Origin of the sequence: Bradyrhizobium sp. RT6a (assembly GCF_040547675.1) — a bacterium.
Lineage (GTDB): Bacteria > Pseudomonadota > Alphaproteobacteria > Rhizobiales > Xanthobacteraceae > Bradyrhizobium.
On sequence record NZ_JBEPQC010000007.1, the window covers coordinates 130,084 to 148,003 of the forward strand.

At 64.9% G+C, this 17,920-nt stretch carries 19 protein-coding genes; 10 read left to right on the top strand and 9 right to left on the bottom strand.

The genetic code is table 11. The features are described from left to right. Positions 1-43: 43 nt before the first annotated feature. Genes ABIC03_RS29920 through ABIC03_RS29940 form a run of 5 tightly spaced genes read left to right on the top strand, consistent with a single transcriptional unit; the run spans position 44 to position 4,645 of the window. The gene (locus ABIC03_RS29920) at positions 44-901 is read left to right on the top strand and encodes a branched-chain amino acid ABC transporter permease (protein ID WP_275172720.1); all 858 of its coding nucleotides are present in this window, start codon (positions 44-46) and stop codon (positions 899-901) included. Positions 902-905: 4 nt separating this feature from the next. Then, a complete protein-coding gene (locus ABIC03_RS29925) occupies positions 906-2,123 on the top strand; it encodes a substrate-binding protein (RefSeq protein WP_354063404.1) in 1,218 nt (405 codons plus the stop codon). Between the two features lie 6 nt (positions 2,124-2,129). Next, positions 2,130-3,236 (top strand): branched-chain amino acid ABC transporter permease, encoded by a 1,107-nt coding sequence (locus ABIC03_RS29930; protein ID WP_354063406.1) that lies wholly within the window; start codon positions 2,130-2,132, stop codon positions 3,234-3,236. After that, positions 3,223-3,957 carry an ABC transporter ATP-binding protein gene (locus tag ABIC03_RS29935; protein WP_354063408.1) on the top strand — a complete coding sequence of 245 codons (735 nt, stop codon included), beginning with the start codon at positions 3,223-3,225 and terminating at the stop codon, positions 3,955-3,957. Before ABIC03_RS29930 ends, ABIC03_RS29935 begins: the two co-directional genes overlap by 14 nt. Then, a complete protein-coding gene (locus ABIC03_RS29940) occupies positions 3,950-4,645 on the top strand; it encodes a branched-chain amino acid ABC transporter ATP-binding protein (protein WP_354063410.1) in 696 nt (231 codons plus the stop codon). Before ABIC03_RS29935 ends, ABIC03_RS29940 begins: the two co-directional genes overlap by 8 nt. A 142-nt stretch (positions 4,646-4,787) precedes the next feature. On the opposite strand, the gene ABIC03_RS29945 is transcribed toward ABIC03_RS29940, so the two are convergent. From ABIC03_RS29945 to ABIC03_RS29970, 6 genes are all read right to left on the bottom strand, one after another. Continuing rightward, positions 4,788-5,201, bottom strand: coding sequence for a PIN domain-containing protein (locus ABIC03_RS29945; protein WP_354063412.1), 414 nt, complete (start codon positions 5,199-5,201; stop codon positions 4,788-4,790). Beyond that, a complete protein-coding gene (locus ABIC03_RS29950; RefSeq protein WP_354063414.1) occupies positions 5,198-5,428 on the bottom strand; it encodes an AbrB/MazE/SpoVT family DNA-binding domain-containing protein in 231 nt (76 codons plus the stop codon). The genes ABIC03_RS29945 and ABIC03_RS29950 overlap by 4 nt, the downstream gene beginning before the upstream one ends. A gap of 148 nt (positions 5,429-5,576) precedes the next feature. After that, positions 5,577-7,109, bottom strand: a complete 1,533-nt coding sequence (locus ABIC03_RS29955; RefSeq protein WP_354063416.1) for a L,D-transpeptidase family protein — start codon at positions 7,107-7,109, stop codon at positions 5,577-5,579. Positions 7,110-7,524: 415 nt separating this feature from the next. Further along, a complete protein-coding gene (locus tag ABIC03_RS29960) occupies positions 7,525-8,487 on the bottom strand; it encodes an acetyl-CoA carboxylase carboxyltransferase subunit alpha (RefSeq protein WP_007599220.1) in 963 nt (320 codons plus the stop codon). Positions 8,488-8,688: 201 nt separating this feature from the next. Next, positions 8,689-9,672 (bottom strand): site-specific tyrosine recombinase XerD, encoded by a 984-nt coding sequence (xerD, locus tag ABIC03_RS29965; protein WP_354063418.1) that lies wholly within the window; start codon positions 9,670-9,672, stop codon positions 8,689-8,691. Between the two features lie 17 nt (positions 9,673-9,689). Then, positions 9,690-9,836: a histidine kinase gene (locus tag ABIC03_RS29970; RefSeq protein ID WP_354063696.1), complete on the bottom strand. Its 147-nt coding sequence runs from the start codon at positions 9,834-9,836 to the stop codon at positions 9,690-9,692. Positions 9,837-10,020: 184 nt separating this feature from the next. On the opposite strand from ABIC03_RS29970, the gene ABIC03_RS29975 reads away from it, so the two are divergent. From ABIC03_RS29975 to ABIC03_RS29985, 3 genes are all read left to right on the top strand, one after another. After that, positions 10,021-10,644, top strand: a complete 624-nt coding sequence (locus tag ABIC03_RS29975; protein WP_354063420.1) for a shikimate kinase — start codon at positions 10,021-10,023, stop codon at positions 10,642-10,644. Further along, positions 10,641-11,789 (top strand): 3-dehydroquinate synthase, encoded by a 1,149-nt coding sequence (aroB, locus tag ABIC03_RS29980; RefSeq protein ID WP_354063422.1) that lies wholly within the window; start codon positions 10,641-10,643, stop codon positions 11,787-11,789. The genes ABIC03_RS29975 and aroB overlap by 4 nt, the downstream gene beginning before the upstream one ends. A 92-nt stretch (positions 11,790-11,881) precedes the next feature. Next, positions 11,882-13,186 (top strand): HlyC/CorC family transporter, encoded by a 1,305-nt coding sequence (locus ABIC03_RS29985; RefSeq protein WP_275172731.1) that lies wholly within the window; start codon positions 11,882-11,884, stop codon positions 13,184-13,186. A gap of 112 nt (positions 13,187-13,298) precedes the next feature. On the opposite strand, the gene ABIC03_RS29990 is transcribed toward ABIC03_RS29985, so the two are convergent. After that, positions 13,299-13,568: a BolA family protein gene (locus ABIC03_RS29990; RefSeq protein ID WP_354063424.1), complete on the bottom strand. Its 270-nt coding sequence runs from the start codon at positions 13,566-13,568 to the stop codon at positions 13,299-13,301. Between the two features lie 159 nt (positions 13,569-13,727). Here ABIC03_RS29990 and ABIC03_RS29995 point away from each other — a divergent pair, with 159 nt between their 5' ends. Continuing rightward, positions 13,728-14,363: a J domain-containing protein gene (locus ABIC03_RS29995; protein ID WP_007599228.1), complete on the top strand. Its 636-nt coding sequence runs from the start codon at positions 13,728-13,730 to the stop codon at positions 14,361-14,363. Between the two features lie 198 nt (positions 14,364-14,561). Here ABIC03_RS29995 and ABIC03_RS30000 read toward each other — a convergent pair whose 3' ends face one another. Beyond that, positions 14,562-15,656 carry a citrate synthase/methylcitrate synthase gene (locus ABIC03_RS30000; protein WP_354063426.1) on the bottom strand — a complete coding sequence of 365 codons (1,095 nt, stop codon included), beginning with the start codon at positions 15,654-15,656 and terminating at the stop codon, positions 14,562-14,564. A 74-nt stretch (positions 15,657-15,730) separates the two neighbouring features. On the opposite strand from ABIC03_RS30000, the gene ABIC03_RS30005 reads away from it, so the two are divergent. Further along, positions 15,731-16,960: a citrate synthase family protein gene (locus tag ABIC03_RS30005; protein ID WP_275172734.1), complete on the top strand. Its 1,230-nt coding sequence runs from the start codon at positions 15,731-15,733 to the stop codon at positions 16,958-16,960. 22 nt (positions 16,961-16,982) lie between these two features. On the opposite strand, the gene ABIC03_RS30010 is transcribed toward ABIC03_RS30005, so the two are convergent. Beyond that, entirely contained in the window at positions 16,983-17,912 is a 930-nt protein-coding gene (locus ABIC03_RS30010) for a LysR family transcriptional regulator (protein WP_275172735.1), read from the bottom strand. Positions 17,913-17,920: the final 8 nt, after the last annotated feature.

Sequence of the window (17,920 nt, forward strand, 5' to 3'; positions counted from 1 at the left end):
CCGGTTCGCGTCAAGAAAACGCGTCAAAACAAGAACCCATCATATGGCTAACGCGTTCGTCGCGGCGTTCGAAATCCTGAGCTTTGGCGCGATCATCGTCCTGATCGTGCTGGGGCTCGGGATCATCGCCAGCATGATGGGCATCTTCAACTTCGCGCAGGGCGAGTTCGTCCTGCTCGGGGCCTACATTACCTATCTCGCCTACGCCAAGGGCCTGCCGATCTGGGCCGGCATGGTCGCCGCGCCCTTCGTCGTCGGCGCCCTCGGCTTCGTACTGGAGGCGCTGATCATCCGACGCTTCTACGCAGCCCCCATCGTTGCCATGCTCGGCACCTACGCGCTCGGCCTGATCATCCGCGAATCCGTGCGCGGCCTGATCGGCGGCTTCTATCTCACCGTGCCGGAGCCGATCGGCGGCTCGATCGACATCGGCGCCATGCACATTTCGGCCTGGCGCTTCACCATCATCGTCATCACGGCACTGGTGATGGGCGGCTGCTATCTGCTGCTGGCGCGCACCAGCTTCGGCCTGCGCGTGCGCGCCACGCTCGAGAATCCCTCGCTGGCGCGCGCCTCCGGAATCTCCACCCCGCTGATCTACGGCGCCACCTTTGCGTTCGGTGCGGCACTTGCCGGCCTTGCCGGCGCTCTGATCGTGCCGGTGTTCAGCCTGTTCGCCGATCTCGGCCTGCGCTTCCTGATCCAGGGCTTTGTCGCGGTCATGGTCGGCGGCGTTGGCTCCTTCATCGGGCCGGTCGCGGGCGCCGGGCTCATCGGCACGCTCAGTGCCGCGCTGCCCTGGGTGATGGCGCCCGTCGTGGCCGATGTCCTCGTTTTCGTTCTCGCCATCGTCTTCATCAAATTCCGGCCGCAGGGCCTCATCGCTGGAAAAGGGGTTTAGTCACATGTCCGATCGCACTCAGCTCTCTCGTCGCCGCTTCCTCTCGAATTTCGCCTTTGCCTCCGGGGCGGTCGCAACCGGCGTCGGCAGTTGGGTGATTCCGGCGCCCTGGGCCAATGCGGCCGAAGCCCCGATCAAGGTCGGCATCGCCACCGACCTCACCGGGCCGATCGCCTACGCCGGCAATGCCGACGCCAACGTCGCGAAGATGGTGATCAAGGAGATCAACGCCGGCGGCGGTCTGCTCGGCCGCCCGCTCGAGCTCTATATCGAGGACACCGCCTCGAACGAATCCGTCGCGGTTGGCAATGTCCGCAAGCTGATCCAGCGCGACAAGGTCGATATGGTGCTGGGCGGCATCACCTCGTCGATGCGCAACGCGATCAAGGACCCGATCGTCGCGCGCGGCAAGACGCTCTACATCTATCCGCAGCTCTACGAAGGCAAGGAGTGCACGCCCTATCTGTTCTGCACTGGGCCGACGCCCGCGCAGCAATGCGACGAGTTCATTCCCTGGCTGATCAAGAACGGCGGCAAGAAGTTCGCGCTGCCGAGCGCCAACTACGTCTGGCCGCACACGCTCAACGTCTACGCCCGCAAGGTGATCGAGGCCAACGGCGGCGAGGTCGTGTTCGAGGAATATTATCCGCTCGACCAGGTCGACTTCTCCTCGACCGTCAACCGCATCATCTCCAACAAGGTCGACGTCGTCTTCAACACCGTCATCCCGCCCGGCGTCGGCCCGTTCTTCAAGCAGCTCTATGAAGCCGGCTTCCTCAAGAACGGCGGGCGGCTGGCCTGCGTCTACTATGACGAGAACACGCTCAACATCAACCAGGCGGCCGAGATCGAGGGTCTCGCCAGCTGTCTCGATTATTTCAAGGTGCTGACCAAGGAGAACCCGTTCGACGCGAAAATCCAGGCGGCCTATGAGAAGGATTTCCCGGGCAACTTCCTGTTTGCCGCCGGCAGCGCCGCCACGGGCACCTATCGCGGCCTAAAGCTGTGGGAAGCCGCCGTCAAGGAAGCCGGCAAGATCGACCGGGAGTCGGTCGCCGCTGCGCTCGATCACGCCAAGATCGCCGAGGGTCCGGGCGGACCGGCCGAGATGGTGCCGGGCAAGCGGCACTGCAAGATGAAGATGTATACCGCGGTCGCCAAGGGCGGGAATTACGAGATCGTCGGACGCAGCGACGGGCTCGTCGATCCCAAGGAGTGTTAAGGCGGAATGCTGAAGTCGATGGGCGCAGTGAAACAGGCGATCCCCGCCGACATCGGCGGGGAGGCGGTCGTCGCGATGACTGAGCACGGACCAACGAAGCAAGCCGCTCCGGGACGAAAGGTCCTGCCGATCGTGGAGGGTATCGTGCTGGTCGCGGCGCTCCTCGCACCGCTGGTGCTGCAGGACTACCTCACGGTGTTCGCAACGCGGGTGATCATTCTCGCGCTGTTCGCGCTGTCGTTCGACCTGGTGTGGGGCTATGCCGGCATCATGAGCTTCGGCCAGGCGCTGTTTTTCGGCTCGGCCGGCTATGGCGTGGCGCTGCTCGCGCGCGACCTCGACATCACCAATATCTTCCTGGTGCTGCCTGCGGGCACCATCATCGGCCTCACCTTCGCGCTGCTGCTCGGCGGCTTCCTGCTGCTGGGACGGCATCCCTCCAGCGTGATCTTCGTCTCGCTGGGCACGCTGACCGGCTCCTACGCCGCCGACCGGCTGGCGCGCGGCTGGTACTATCTCGGTGGCCAGAACGGCATCCCTTCGATCGCGCCGATGACGCTCGGCAGTTACGAATTCTCGGAAGGGCCGCCGTTCTATTATCTCGTGCTTGGCCTTCTCGTCGTGGTCTATCTGCTTTGCCGTTTTCTGGTGCGCTCGCAGTTCGGGTTGGCGCTGGCCGGCCTGCGCGAGAACGAGCAGCGCATCGCCTTCTTCGGCTACAAGGCACAGCACCTGAAGGCGATCATCTTCGCGATCGGCGGCGCGGTGGCGGGTCTTGCCGGCAGCCTCTACGCCTTCCACGAAGGTTTCGTCTGGCCCAACATGGTCGGCGTCGTGGTCTCGACGCAAGTCGTGCTCTACGTGCTGTTCGGCGGCTCCGGGACGCTGATCGGCGCCGTCATCGGCGCTGTCATCGTCGAGGGCGTCAGCTTCTGGCTCTCGGACAATTATCGCGAGGTCTGGCCGATCATCCTCGGCGTGCTGCTGTTGCTCGTGATCCTGTTCCGGCCGCTCGGCCTGATCAGCTTCGTGCTCGGCGAACGCGAGCGGGTCGGCAGCTTTGGTGGCAGATCCAGGAAGACCGGGAAGGAGAAGCGCGATGCCGCTCCTTGAAGCCACCGACGTCAAGAAAATCTTCGGGAAGCTCACCGCGCTCGATGGCGCCGCGCTCACTGTCGGCGAGAACGAGTTCCACGGCCTGATCGGCCCGAACGGCTCCGGCAAGAGCACGCTGATGAAGTGCATTGCCGGCGCCGAGGTGCCGACGCAGGGCAAGGTCTCCTTCGTCAACACCGACATCACCGCGTTCACGCCGACCGAGCGTGCCCGCGCCGGCATGAGCCTGAAATTCCAGATCACCAGCGTGCTGCCGACGCTGACGCTCTACGACAACATCCTGCTCGCGCTGCAGGCGCAGTCCTCGCTGTTCGACCTCGTGTTCTCGCGCACGCGCGGGCTCCTGCACGATCAGGTCATGACCATGCTGACGCAGTTCCGCCTCGCTGATCGCGCGTTCGACGCGGCGGCGGCGCTGTCGCACGGTCAGCAGCAATGGCTGGAGATCGCAATGGCGCTTGCCGGCAAGCCGAAGCTGCTGCTGCTGGACGAGCCGACGGGCGGCATGAGCCTTGAGGAGCGCCGCGTCACCGGCGAATTGCTGCAGCCGATCAAAAAACATTGCTCTCTGGTCATCGTCGAGCACGATCTCGATTTCATCCGCGACATCTGCGATCGCCTCACCGTGCTCGACCAGGGCAAGGTGCTGGCATCTGGCACGGTGTCGGAGATCCAGGCCAACAAGGCCGTCCAGGAGATCTATTTGCGCCGTGCCTGAATTTTTGGACATCAAGCATCTCAACGCCGGCTATGGCCGCAGCCAGGTCCTGTTCGACGTCAACCTCGGCATTCCCTGGCGCGGCGGTGTTGCCGTGCTCGGCCGCAACGGCGCCGGCAAGACCACGCTGATGAAGACCATCGTCGGCGAGCTGCCGGCGTGGAAGGGCGAAGTCGCCTTCGATGGGCGCGACATCAGCCGCCGCGCGACCCAGGAGCGCGTGCGCGCCGGCATCGGCTACGTGCCGCAGGAGCATTCGGTGTTCGCGCGCCTGTCGGTGCGCGACAATCTCGCGGTCGGCTCGCTCGCGAGCAGGAAGGCCGACGCGGTCGACCACGTGCTGACCATCTTCCCAAAGCTCGGTCAGCGCCTCGACCAGCCTGCCGGCACGCTTTCCGGCGGCGAGCGCAAGATGCTCGCCATCGGCCGCGCCATGCTGGGCGATCCCAAGCTGCTTCTGCTCGACGAGCCGACCGAAGGCGTCTGGATCGGTGTGATCGAGGAAATCACCGAGCGCCTGATCGAGCTCGCGAAAACCATCGCCGTCATCATCGTCGAGCAGCACCTCGACCTCGCGCTCCGCGTCGCCGATTACGCCTACGTGCTCGACCGCGGCCGCGTCGCGCTGCAAGGCGAGGCAGCCGAGGTGAGGGGCAATCCGGAGCTGCTGCGGTATCTGGCGCCGTAGGAGAGCCCTGGCAGTCCGTCATCCCCGCGCAATGGCGAAGCCATTGTCGCTGGAGGCACTCGCGTAGCGAGCCTCGAAGGATGCACGGCCGGGCTATCAGCGGGGCCGTCGCCCTTCGAGGGCGGCTGAAGAAGCGGCCACCTCAGGGTGACGGCGAAGTGCTTCCGAAAAATGGATTGACGATGGACAGCCCACCGATGCTGCGGCCGTGCTGCATGTCCTCGCTATACAGCGTCTCGCAGCCAGCCTCGATTGCGGCCGCTACGATCAGAGCATCGTAGAAGGCAAGCGTATGGTCGCGCGCAAGCGCAAGCGCCGTAGCGTGCGTGTCGGCGGTGAGCGGTGCGATATCCGGAAACCGAAATCGGATGGCTTGCACCGCGGCCTCGATAACGGACCAGTCCTGTCTTTGCTTCTTGCGCAGTACGTTGGTGAACTCGTTCAGCACCTGCGCACTGATGACGCCGCCGCCAGCAATTGTGGTCAGCGCGCGCTCGCGCCGGATGTCGGCCGAAAAGGCATAGACCAAGATGTTGCTGTCGAAGAACGAACTCATCTCTCGTTCGCTTCGTCGCGGTCGAATTTGTAACCCTCGGGCAGGGGAATCCGGAACTGCTCGGCTTGCTTGAGAAATTCCGCTCGTCTGTCGACCTTCTCTACGGCGATCTGGCCTGTCGAAGCCTCTACGACGTTGAGCTCGTCACCGGGGGAGAGGTTCAAGGCCTCAACGAGTGCCTTAGGCAGACGGACTGCGAGGCAGTTACCCCATTTGGAGACCAGCATGGAATGCTCCATGATATACAAGATTACTGTATATCATGGATAGGATATCATCGCAATTCAAGGGCTTCAGGTCCTGGAATGCCGCTGATCATCCAGGACGGCCGTCAGCTTGGTAAGAATCGGGAAGGGGCAAGAGGTTCCCGCCCGTTTACTTCACCGCCCCAAACCGGCTGTCGAACGAATTCGACTGCACCACTGGCGCGGCTCCCATGATCTGGGTTGCTTCACCCGCGCCATCCGACACCGACGGCTTGAGCGCAGGGCGGGTTGCGGCGAGACGGGTGTCGGGCTTCGCAGGTTCGGCAGGCTTGGCGGCGGCAATCGCTGGCTTCGGCGCGTCCTTGGACGTGTCGCGACCCGGCACGAACCGGGTTACCGCGGCCTTCAGCCGGGACGCTGCGGTCGGTGGCGTCGTCGTCGTCGCCGCCGGAGCGACAGATGCCGTGGCCTGCGGCGGAGGCGTGGTTGCCGTGGCGTCGGCGTTGCCCATGCCCATCTTGCGGCCGAGATTCGAGAAGAAGCCGGATTTCTCAGGTGCAGCTGCGGTGGCGACGCGGGTGTTGGCGGCGGGCGCGCTGACGGCGACGACCGGCTCTTCCTGCGGCGAGGACGCGGCTGCATCGAGATTGGGCTTCGGCGGATTGACGTGTCCAGGAATCGTGCCCGGCGCCTTCGCCATCGCCAGCATCTGCAAGGTGGTGCCTTCGGCGCCCTCCGACAGGCCGGTCGAGCCTTCCGGAATCTTCGCGGCGAAGATCTTGTTCATGCCGCCGTCGATGCCGGTGTTCATGCGCGCAACGGGCGTGCCGCGCGAAACCAGCTTGCTGTACTCCGCCTGGTCGCGCGCATCCTTCTCGCGCACGGCGCTGGCGATCTCGTCGGGGATCACATAGGCCGGGCACTTTGCGGACGCGTCGAACACCGGATCGCGCTTGGCGTCGGGCGGCTTGGCGGCGTCGAAGACGTACTTCTTCTCGCAGAAATCGACCTTCGGCTCCTGTCGCGTCACCTCGAAATGATCATAGCCTTCCTTGATCATCTTCCAGAACGGCATGTTCGGATTGTTCCGGTGCTTGGCCATGTTCACCGGCGTCATCTTGAACGGATAGGCCTGCAGCTGAAACGCCTTCTGGCCGCCGAAGAAGGACTCGCGCCCGAGCGAATAGATCTCGGCGATCTGCTCGTCCGTCATCGCGTAGCAACCGCGCGACGAACAATCGCCATGCACCATCAGCTGCGAGCCGCTGCGGCCCAAAGCCTTGTCGAACGCGTTCGGATAGCCCGTGTTGAACGACAAATAGTACGCCGATTGCGGATTCATCTGGCCCGGATTGATCGAGTAGAATCCTTCCGGCGCCTGGCGGTCGCCTTCGCGCACCTTCGGACCGAGGTCGCCCGACCAGCGACAGATCGGATAGGTCTTGAGCAGCGCGAACTGGCCGTTGCGGGTCTGCTTCCAGACCTCGAGCTCGGCCTCCTGCTTGAACAGGCGCACCAGGATCGGCGATTGCAGATCCATGTTCTTCTCGACCATCGCGGCGAGAAGCTTTGGCGGCACCGGCTGGTTGGCCTTGGCATTGGTCGCAAGCGAAACCTGGTCGGTGTCGCAGCCGGCCAGCACAAAGCTGGCGGCAAGCGCCACCGAAACCAAAAACGCGCGAGCAAGCGAACGAGAAATCAAGATGGACCCCACACCGTCCAGGGCATCGCGCGCAAACCCCAATCTTGAAGCATGATCCGACCGGAGACCCGGACCCGTCGCGACGGGCTTTTCGCAATCACGCTCCAGCGCTTATGCCCTGAAGCCATTGATTAAAATTCTAACCTCTGGGTCATGTGGTCGCAACCCGAACGGGGATCACGAGCCCGTTGGCCCAAAGGCGTGGTCAACGAAGACTTAAACTGGGCCGTAACTTGGGCCTCGCGGCCAAACCGGTACAGAGATCGCTGATTTGGGCAAAAAAAGGGTTAACGCGGGGTTACCGGGGCCTACGGCGCGGTTTGGCCGGCCTCAAACTCAGTGTCGTCCTGGCGAAAGCCAGGACCCATTACCCCAGGGAGGGTGACGCGGCCGACGGGCCCCAAACCCGCCCGAATCAGCCCAGTTTCCGGCCAATATCGAGGAATTTCTGCCGCCGATGCTTGCGGATGGCGTCGCCGTCGAGGCCCCGGAGTTCGTCGAAGGCCTTGGCGATGGCATCGCCCGTGGTGGCGATCATGGCGGCGGGGTCGCGATGGGCGCCGCCGACCGGCTCCTTCAGAATGCTGTCGATCACGCCGAAGCGGAGCATGTCCTGGGCTGTGATCTTCATGTTGTTGGCGGCTTCCTGCGCCTTGGAGCCGTCGCGCCAGAGGATCGAGGACGCTGCCTCGGGCGAGATCACGCTGTAGATCGCGTGCTCCAGCATCAGGACCTTGTTGGCGGTGGTGATGGCGATGGCGCCGCCGGACATGCCCTCGCCGGTGATGATGGCGACGTTCGGCACGGTCAAAGCCATGCAGGCATCGGTCGAACGCGCGATCGCCTCGGCCTGGCCGCGCTCTTCCGCGCCGATGCCGGGATAGGCGCCGGCGGAATCGGCGAGCGACAGCACCGGCAGGCCGAACCGCTCCGCCATCTCCATCAGCCGTACGCATTTGCGATAGCCCTCGGGCCGCGCCATGCCGAAATTATGCTTGATGCGGCTCTCGGTGGAATCGCCCTTTTCCTGGCCCATCACGCAGATGGCCTCGCCGCGGAAACGGCCGAAGCCTGCCACCAGCGCCTCATCCTCGCCGAACTTGCGATCGCCGGCGAGCGGGGTGAACTCGGTGATCAGGCCCTTGATGAAGTCGTTGAAATGCGGCCGCTGCGGATGTCGCGCGACCAGCGTCTTCTGCCACGGCGTCAGGTTCAGATAGAGGTCGGCCATCGCCTGCGCCGCCTTGTCCTCGATCCGCCCGATCTCCTCGGCGATGTCGCTGCCGGAGGCCGCAAGCGTCCGCAATTCGTCGAGCTTGGAATCGAGCTCGGCGACGGGCTTTTCGAAATCGAGATAGCTGCGCATCTGGTCTGGCATCAACTCAATATAGGGACGACGGGGCGAGGCGGCGAAGCGGATTCGATGTCACGGAAAGAAATGTAGGTTCGTCAATGAGTTGGCCTGTGTGCTCGCAGGGAGCGGCGGCCAAATCATCGTGAGGCCCCGGCTCTTTCTGCGGAGATGTGGCCGAAGTCAAGGCGGTTTCGGGCTGTGGCCTGTAGCCGGGCTACCGGAGACTCATTTCTCCGCCAGCGGGTGCAGGTCGCGGACCAGGCTCTTCAGCCGCTCCTCGACCACGTGGGTGTAGATCTGAGTCGTCGAGATGTCGGTGTGGCCGAGCAGCGTCTGTACGATGCGCAAATCGGCCCCGTTGTGCAGCAGGTGGCTGGCAAAGGCGTGGCGCAGCACGTGGGGGGAAACCAGCCGGGCCTGGAGGCCCGAAGCGACCGCGAGCTCCTTCAAGTCGCGGGCAAAATGCTGCCGCGTCAGATGCCCGCTCTCGCCGAACGAGGGGAACAACCATTTCGAGGCAGCCACGCTGTTCTTCTTCTCGGTCTTGTTGTTGTCCTTGGCCGCCTCCGTCGCCGCGAGATAATCGGCCATCGCCTGGCGCGAGGCCTCGTTGAGCGGCACCAGCCGTTCCTTGTTGCCCTTGCCGCGCACCACGATCATGCGGGCGTCGCGCTTCGCGGCCGTGCGCGGCAGCGCCACCAGCTCGGAGACGCGCAGGCCGGTGGCGTAGAGCACCTCGAGCAGGCAATAGAGCCTCAGGGCGCGCAGCCGTTTCGACGGCGAGGCATCCTCCGCCTCGCTCAATTCCTTGGCGCGGCGGAGCATGCGGTCGACATCCGCGATCGACAGCACCTTCGGCAGCCCGCGGCCGCGCTTCGGGCCGGACAGGATCGCCGCGGGATCATCGGTTCTGATTCGTTCGTTCAGGAGGAAGCGATAGAGATGCCGCATCGCCGACAGCCGCCGCGCGACGCTGGTGGACTTGAAGCCGCGCGTGTCGAGATCGGCGAGATAGTCGCGCAGCGTCTGTGTTTCCGCATCCGCAAATGCATGGCCGACGCGGCCGAGAAACTCAGAGAAGTCGGTGAGGTCGCGGCGGTAGGCATCGAGCGTGTTGGGGCCGGCGCCCTGTTCCGCCGCGAGCATGTCGAGGAACAGGCCGGTGAGCTTGGCGTCTGAGGGCTTGTTTTCGGAAGATCTGGCACGCATGCCCGGCAGCCTAGCTGCTATTTCTTGAGAAACTTATCCGGCGGGATCGTCACCGTCATTTCCCGCGGCTTCGGATTGACGAAGTTCGCCAGCGCGAAGACCACGCCATAGACGATGCCGGCGATCACGGCGACGACCGTCAGGAGGCGGAACAGGCTGGGCATCGGCAGGATCTCGGAGAGGGTCTCGGTCAGGGGCTCGGCGGGCAAATTAACCAATGAAATCATCCAACACGTTCGCCGTTTCGTGGCAAGAGTCCTCTGGCGAGGCCCCCTGCGGGGTCGTATAGGTGGCCGAAGGATGCCGCCTTTGGCGGCAGATCGAGCGAGACCCAATCGAGCGAGACAAATGCCCGACGCCGCGTTGCCGATCCAAGCTTCGCCCGAGGCCGACATCCTGTCGGCGCTGGGGACGCGCTCGATCGTGCTCGTTGGCATGATGGGGGTGGGCAAATCCACCATCGGCCGCCGCATGGCTCTCCGGCTCAAGCTGCCCTTCGTCGATGCCGACACCGAGATCGAGGCGGCGGCCGGCATGACCATACCGGAAATCTTCGAACGCCACGGCGAGCCGCATTTCCGCGACGGCGAGGCCCGCGTGATCTCGCGTCTGCTCGATGGCGGTCCCATCGTGCTGGCGACCGGCGGCGGCGCCTTCATGCGCGAGGAGACCCGGGGCCGTATCGCGGCAAAGGCGATCTCGATCTGGCTCAAGGCCGATCATGACGTCATCATGCGCCGCGTGCGCCGGCGCGCCGACCGTCCGCTGCTCCAGACCGCCGATCCCGAAGGAACCGTGACGCGCCTGCTCACCGAGCGCGAGCCGGTTTACGGCCATGCCGACCTCACCGTCGCCTCGCGCGACGTGCCGCACGACAAGATCGTCGATGAGACCATCGAGACGCTGCGCGCGCATCTTTGCGGCGAACAGGCGTCCCCGCCACCAGCCGACGTCGCGAGTGCCGCACGATGACCGCGCCCTTGAAACATTCCGATCCTGTCAATGTCGAGGTCGCGCTGGAGAATCGCGCCTATGACATCGTCATCGGCCGCGGCGTGCTGGCCTCGCTCGGCGAACGGGTCGCGCGTCTGCGTCCCGGCGTGCGCACCGCGATCGTGACGGATCGCACGGTCGCGAAATACTGGCTCGAGCCCGCCGAGGCATCGCTCGCAGCCGCGGGCATCCCGACATCGCGCATCGTCATCGAGGAAGGCGAGATCTCCAAGACCTATGACGGCCTCGAAAAGGTCAGCGAGGCCCTGATCGCCGCGAAGATCGAGCGCAACGATCTGGTCATCGCGCTCGGCGGCGGCGTGGTCGGCGATCTCGCCGGCTTTGCGGCGGCCATCCTGCGCCGCGGTGTCGACTTCGTGCAGGTGCCGACCTCGCTGCTGGCGCAGGTCGATTCCTCCGTCGGCGGCAAGACCGGCATCAACTCGCCGCAGGGCAAGAATCTGCTCGGCGCCTTCCATCAGCCGGTGCTGGTGATCGCCGACACCGCCGTGCTCGACACGCTGTCGCCGCGGCAATTCCGCGCCGGCTATGCCGAGGTCGCCAAATACGGCGTGCTCGGCGACGAGGCCTTCTTCGCTTGGCTCGAGAAGAACCATTCCGACATCTCCAAAGGCGGTTCGGCGCGCGAGCATGCGATCGCGACCTCCTGCCGCGCCAAGGCCGGCGTCGTCTCGCGCGACGAGCGCGAGACCGGCGAGCGCGCGCTGCTCAATCTCGGCCATACGTTTGGCCATGCGCTGGAAGCCGCGACCGGTTTTTCCGACCGCCTGTTCCACGGCGAGGGCGTTTCGATCGGCATGACGCTGGCGGCGCAGCTCTCGGCCAGGCTCGGCATGATCGGCGAAGCCGATGCGACGCGAGTCGAGCGTCACCTCATTGAAGCCGGCTTGCCGACGCGCTTGCAGGACATCGCCGGTTTCGCGCAGGAGGGGCTTGCCGATGCCGACGCGCTGATGGCGCTGATGGCGCAGGACAAGAAGGTCGAGCGCGGCAGGCTCACCTTCATCCTGCTGGAGGCGGTGGGGCGCGCAATCGTCGTGAAGAACGTCGAGCCGGCTCCGGTGCGCGACTTCCTCAAGGACAAGCTCGCCCAGAAGGCGTGACACGCGGCTGAACGGCGTTAAAGCGTTTTCGAGCGAAGTGGGTACCGGTTCGCGTCAAGAAAACGCGTCAAAACAAGAAACCAGAGTGGTTCATGGATTGGCTCGGATTCACCATCGTCATTCTCTGCCTGCTCGTCTCCGGCTTCTTCGCCGCGAGCGAGACCGCACTGACCGGCGCCTCGCGCGCCAGCATGCTGCGGCTCTCCAAGCAGGGTAATCGCGACGCCGACGTGGTCTCGCAGCTGCTCGACATGCGCGAGCGCCTGATCGGTGCGCTGCTGCTCGGCAACAACATCGCCAATATCAGTGCATCCGCGCTGGCCACCAGCATCTTCACGGCCTGGTTCGGCGACGTCGGCGTGCTCTATGCCACCGGCTTGATGACCGCACTGGTCGTGATCTTCGCCGAGGTGCTGCCCAAGACCATCGCAATCAACGCGCCCGACCGCATGGCGCTCGCGGTCGCGCGCCCGATGCGGCTGACGATGTACGTGCTGGGGCCGTTGCTGCGGATCGTGGAAGTCATCGTGCGGCTGTTGATGCGCCTGTTTGGCCTTGCCGGCGAGCACCAGGCGATCCTGTCGCCGACCGAGCGCCTCCGCGGCGCGGTCGACCTGCTGCATCATGAAGGCAAGTTCGAGAAGCTGGACCGCGACATGCTCGGCGGGCTGCTCGATCTGCGCGAGCTCCAGGTCTCCGACGTCATGATCCATCGCACCGAGATGACGATGATCAACGCCGATCTGCCGCCGGAGGATCTGGTGCGCGAGGTGCTGGCGGCCGAATACACCCGCATCCCGCTGTGGCGCGAGAAGCCGGAAAACATCATCGGCGTGCTCCACGCCAAGGATCTGCTGCGCGCGATCCGCGCGGCCGACGGCGAGACCTCGCGCATCGACGTCTCCACCATCGCGCTACCGCCCTGGTTCGTGCCGGAGATGCGGCCCGTCTCCGAGCAGCTCAAGGCGTTCCGCCGCCGCAAGACCCATTTCGCCCTGGTCGTCGACGAGTACGGCGAAGTGGAAGGTCTCGTGACGCTGGAAGACATTCTGGAAGAGATCGTTGGCGACATTTCCGACGAGCATGACGTCGTGGTCGCGGGCGTGCGCGCCCAGCCGGACGGCTCGGTCGTCGTCGACGGCTCGGTGCCGATCCGCGACCTCAACCGCGCCATGGACTGGCACCTGCCTGACGAAGAGGCAACGACGGTCGCCGGCCTCGTCATTCACGAGGCGCGCTCGATCCCCGACCGCGGCCAGAGTTTCACCTTCCACGGCTTCCGCTTCCGCGTCCTCCGCCGTGAACGCAACCGCATCACCGCACTCCGTATTTCACCGGTGCCGCGCGAGACGGAAATGGAAGAAGCCAAGCGGCGGCGGGCCGGGACGTCGTTTTGATTCCTCGGTCATTCCGGGGCGATGCGAAGCATCGAACTATGGTGCGCAATTGCGCACCTGAGAATCTCGAGATTCCGGGTTCGGCTCTTCGAGCCGCCCCGGAATGACCAAGCTAATTTTCTCCCGGCGCTTGCGCGTGGATCGCCAGCGCGTGCACGCTGCCTGCGAGTTCCGCGGCCAGTGCCGAATTTATCATGCGGTGGCGATCGACCCGGCTCTTCCCTTTGAAGCCCTGAGACACGATATATACGCGGAAGTGCGTCTCGCCGCTCGGCCGATGGCCGGCGTGGCCCTCATGCAAATGTGACTCGTCGACGACTTGCAGGCTTTCCGGCGTGAAAGCTTCCTGCAACTTGTTGCTGATAGTGTCTCTCATAGCCATGGGTGTGCCTTAAGGTGCGCGACCGCACTCCGTCAATTGCGTAGGCTGCCCTTGGGTAGCCGTTCTTCAGGACGCCGAGGCGAAGCTTCGGCTATGTGTTTTCAGCTAATTGCAATGTCAAGACTTGAAGGTTTTTGCATTGCGTAGTCAAAGTCAGCCATGCCGATTGATTCATCAAAGTTCTTCGACTCCATCCGGGTCAAGCCGAAAGGCAAGCAGCCGGAAGTGAAGCCGCGCGACGCCGTGGTCAATTGCGAATGGACCGGGTGTCAGAACAAGGGCGCGCATCGTGCGCCCAAGGGTCGCGACAATCAGCGTGAGTACTGGCACTTCTGCCTGAACCACGTGCGCGAGTACAACCAGAACTACAATTTCTTTTCCGGCATGAATGCCGACGCTGTCGCGCGCTATCAGAAGGATGCACTGACCGGTCATCGTCCGACCTGGAAGATGGGCGCCAATGGCGGCGTCAAGAAAGGCGCGGAAGCCGAGATCGACGGCGCCTTCGATCCGTTCAGCATGTTCCAGGAGCTCAACGGCCGCACCGGCTGGCGCGCCGGGCCGCAGGCCGCGCCCAAGGCCGAGACGCGCAAGATCATGAATGCCGAGCGCAAGGCGCTCCAGGTGATGGGCCTCGGCCCCGAGTCCACGCTCGCCGACGTCAAGTCCAAGTACAAGGCGCTGGTGAAGCAGCACCACCCCGACGCCAACGGCGGCGACCGCTCCACCGAGGACCGCCTGATCGAGATCATCAAGGCGTATAATTACCTGAAGACCGTGGTGCGCGAGGCCTGAGGCCGCGCCACTGTCTTCCCTTCTCCCCTTGTGGGAGAAGGTGGCGCGAAGCGCCGGATGAGGGGTTGCTTCCTCAAATTCCAATGCAAGGGATTGTGCGGGGAGAGAACCCCTCACCCGTCTCGCCGCTGCGCGGCGAGCCACCCTCTCCCACAAGGGGAGAGGGAAAGAACGCCGTTCCATCCAGGCTACGTTTCATCACGCCTCCGGCATCGCCCCCACATATGACGAGCTCGGCCGGATCAGCCGTCCCGTCCGCTGCTGCTCGCGCGCATGCGCCGTCCACCCGGCTGCGCGCGCCACCGCGAAGATCGGCGTGAAGGCCTGCCTCGGGATCGCCAGCGCATCGAGCAGGATCGCGGTGAAGAACTCCACATTGGTCTCCAGCGGCCGGTCCGGGTTCTTCTTGCGCAGCGCGCTGCGGATATAGGCTTCGACCTCGCCGGCAAACGGCAGGTCGGCGCCGTCCGAGGCCAGCGCCTCGATCGCGGTCTTGAGCACGTCGGCGCGGGGATCGCGCACGCGATAGACGCGGTGGCCGAAACCCATCATCCGCTCGCCGCGGGCGAGTGCCGCGTCCACCCAGGGCTGGATGCGCTCGCGCGAGCCGATCGCGTCGAGCATTTCCAGCACCGGCTCCGGCGCGCCGCCATGCAGCGGACCCGTCAGCGCGCAATAGCCGGCGGTGACGGCGGCAAACAGATCTGCCTGCGTTGAGGCCACCACGCGGGCGGTGAAGGTCGAGGCGTTCATGCCGTGGTCGCTCGCGGTGACGAGGTAGGCGTCCAGCGCCGTGACCTCGCGTGGTTCAGGCGCGCGCCCGTGCAGCATGCGAAGCGTATCGGCAGCATGGCTCACGTTCGGATCGGGCGCCACGGGATCGAGACCCCTAGCGCGGCGGACGAGCGCGCCCGCAATCACCGGGAATGCGCCGACGATCGTCGCCTCATGAGCGAGGCCGTGCTCGGCGCGAAGTCCCGCGACCGCCGCGCGAAACCCGTCGATAATGCCCATGCCGCGCGTTGCCGGCAGCAACTCATCCAGCCGCGCGAAGGCGCGCTCGCGTGCGGCGCCCAGGCTCGCGCGCACATTGGCTTCGTTCAGCGTGGTCGTGCTGGCGCCGTTCCAGAGCCGGGCGGTGACGCCCTCAAAGCTCGACTGGCTCGCCAGTCGGCCAACATGCTCGCCTGCGATGATCAACTCGCCGCGCTCGCCGTCGACATGGCTCAGCACGGTTTCGGCCGCGGGAACGCCGTCCAGCCCGATCTGGCTTTTGGTGAGGTGGATGTTCATGGCCCAAATCTCCTTTGCACCAGCCAAGGTCAGGCCTCTCGACAGATTGATCAATCTTGATTACATAAATCAATATGAAAAATTCCGAGGAGCTCTACCTGTCGGCCAGGGAAGCCGCCGCCGAGCTCGCGATCTCGCCGGCCACGCTCTACGCCTATGTCAGTCGCGGCCTGGTTCGCTCCGAGCCGACGCCGGACTCGCGCAAGAACCGCTATCGCGCCGAGGACGTCCGGGCGCTGAAGGAGCGCCGGGTGCCGTCGCCGGAGCCGCGCGGTCTGCGCAGCTTCGATGCCGATCTGCCGGTTATGGACACGGAGATCTCCACCATCACCGAGGACGGCGCGATCTATCGCGGCGTCAATTGCGTCGATCTCGCCGAGCACGACACGCTGGAGCACACCGCAACGCTTCTGTGGGACGTCTCCGGCGTCGATCCCTTTGCGCCGGATAATCAGCCCGCGGTGTCCGATGAGATGCGCCTGATCGCGCAGGCGGCGCACCGCGCCGCGCCGATCGATCGCGCCATTGCCGTGCTGGCGCTCGCATCGAGCGCCGATCCCCGCGCCTTCACCCGCGCGCATGACGGACGCGCGATGGTCGGTGCGCGCATCGTCCGGCTCCTGGTCGCGACCATGCTCAATACGGAGCCGTCCGCCGAGCCGCTGCACCAGCAGATCGCGAGGGCCTGGGCGCCCGACAACAAGCACGCGGCAGATCTCATCCGCCGCGCGCTGGTTCTGCTCGCCGAGCATGAATTGAACGCGTCCACCTTCACCGCGCGCTGCGCAGCCTCGACCGGCCTCAATCTTTATGACTCCGTCATCGCCGGCCTCGCCGCCCTGAAGGGGCCGAAGCACGGCGGCGCCGGCGTGCTCGCCTCGCAGCTCGTCAAGACGCTGGTGGATCGTGACGTCGAGCCAATGGTCCGCGAACGCGTCGCGCTCGGCGAACGCTTTGCCGGCTTCGGTCACGGCGTCTACAAGCGGGGCGATCGGCGCGCGCAGTCGCTGCTGAATGCCCTGGCCCGCGCCGGCGCACCGCGCAAATTCACCAAGGAGGTGCCGGAGCGGATCGCGGAGGCGACCGGCGAACTCGTCAATATCGACTACGCGCTCGCGGTGCTCGTGCACGCGCTGCGCCTGCCTGGAGGCAGCGAGCTGGCTTTGTTCGCCATGGCCCGCAGCGTCGGCTGGATCGCCCATGCCAGCGAGCAATTGCAGTTCGGCAAGCTGATCAGGCCAAGGGCGCGTTATGTTGGGCCTGCACCGGGGCGACGGGCAGGGGGGCCGGACGCAAAGGCCTAGATCATACGTGCGGGCATGCGTGTCAGCTCAGACTCCCCGCAAAGCGCTCCGCGAGCTTGTTCTTCTTGAATGCATCCGCCACCCAGTCCACGAAGGCTCTCGTCTTTGCCGGCACCAGCTTGCGCGAGGCATGGTAGATCGAGATCGCGCCGGCGTCGCAGTACCAGCGCGGCACGAGGCGCAGCAGCGAACCATTTTCGAGCGCGGGCAGGGTGTCGGCGGTTGCGAGCATGGCGACCCCGAGGCCCAATAATGCCGCCTCACGCATCGCAGCGGGATCGTTGACCACGATCGCCTCGGAGAGCGAGGCCTGAATTTCCCGACCTGAAACGTCGCGCATCGACCAGTGCCGAATGCGCCCGGTCTGCAGCGAGCGCATGACGATGCCGTCCAGTGTCGCCAATTCGTCCGGCTTGGTCGGAAATGTTCGTCCCGACATATAGGCTGGAGACGCCACGGCGACGATGTGTGCCGGCGCAAGTGTTCGGCTCACGAGACCGGGGGACAACTCGAATCCGCCTCCGATTGCGGCGTCGTAGCCTTCACCGACGAGATCGACTTGGCGATTCTCGAAGTGCCACTCGGCGCGTACCCGCGGATAACGGGCCAGGAAACCGGGAAGCAGCGGCAGGATATGGCCTATGCCGAATGTCGGCGGCAGGCTCACCTTGAGAAGGCCAGCCGGCTCATTGCTCCCCGTCGATATCCCAGTAATTGCTGCCTGCAGTCCCTCCAAATTGTCGGCGATCGCTGCGCGGAACGTCTCCCCGGCCTCCGTCAGAGTCAGCTTTCGCGTGGATCGATGAAACAGCCGGACGCCCAGATTGCGCTCCAGCATCGCGACATTGCGGCTGACAGCAGCCGGCGTCACCGAGAGACGCCGACCTGCCTCGGAAAAGCTGCCGCATTCCGCGCTGCGGAGGAAGGATTCCAGATTAGCCAGCGTTTCCATCAGCTCAT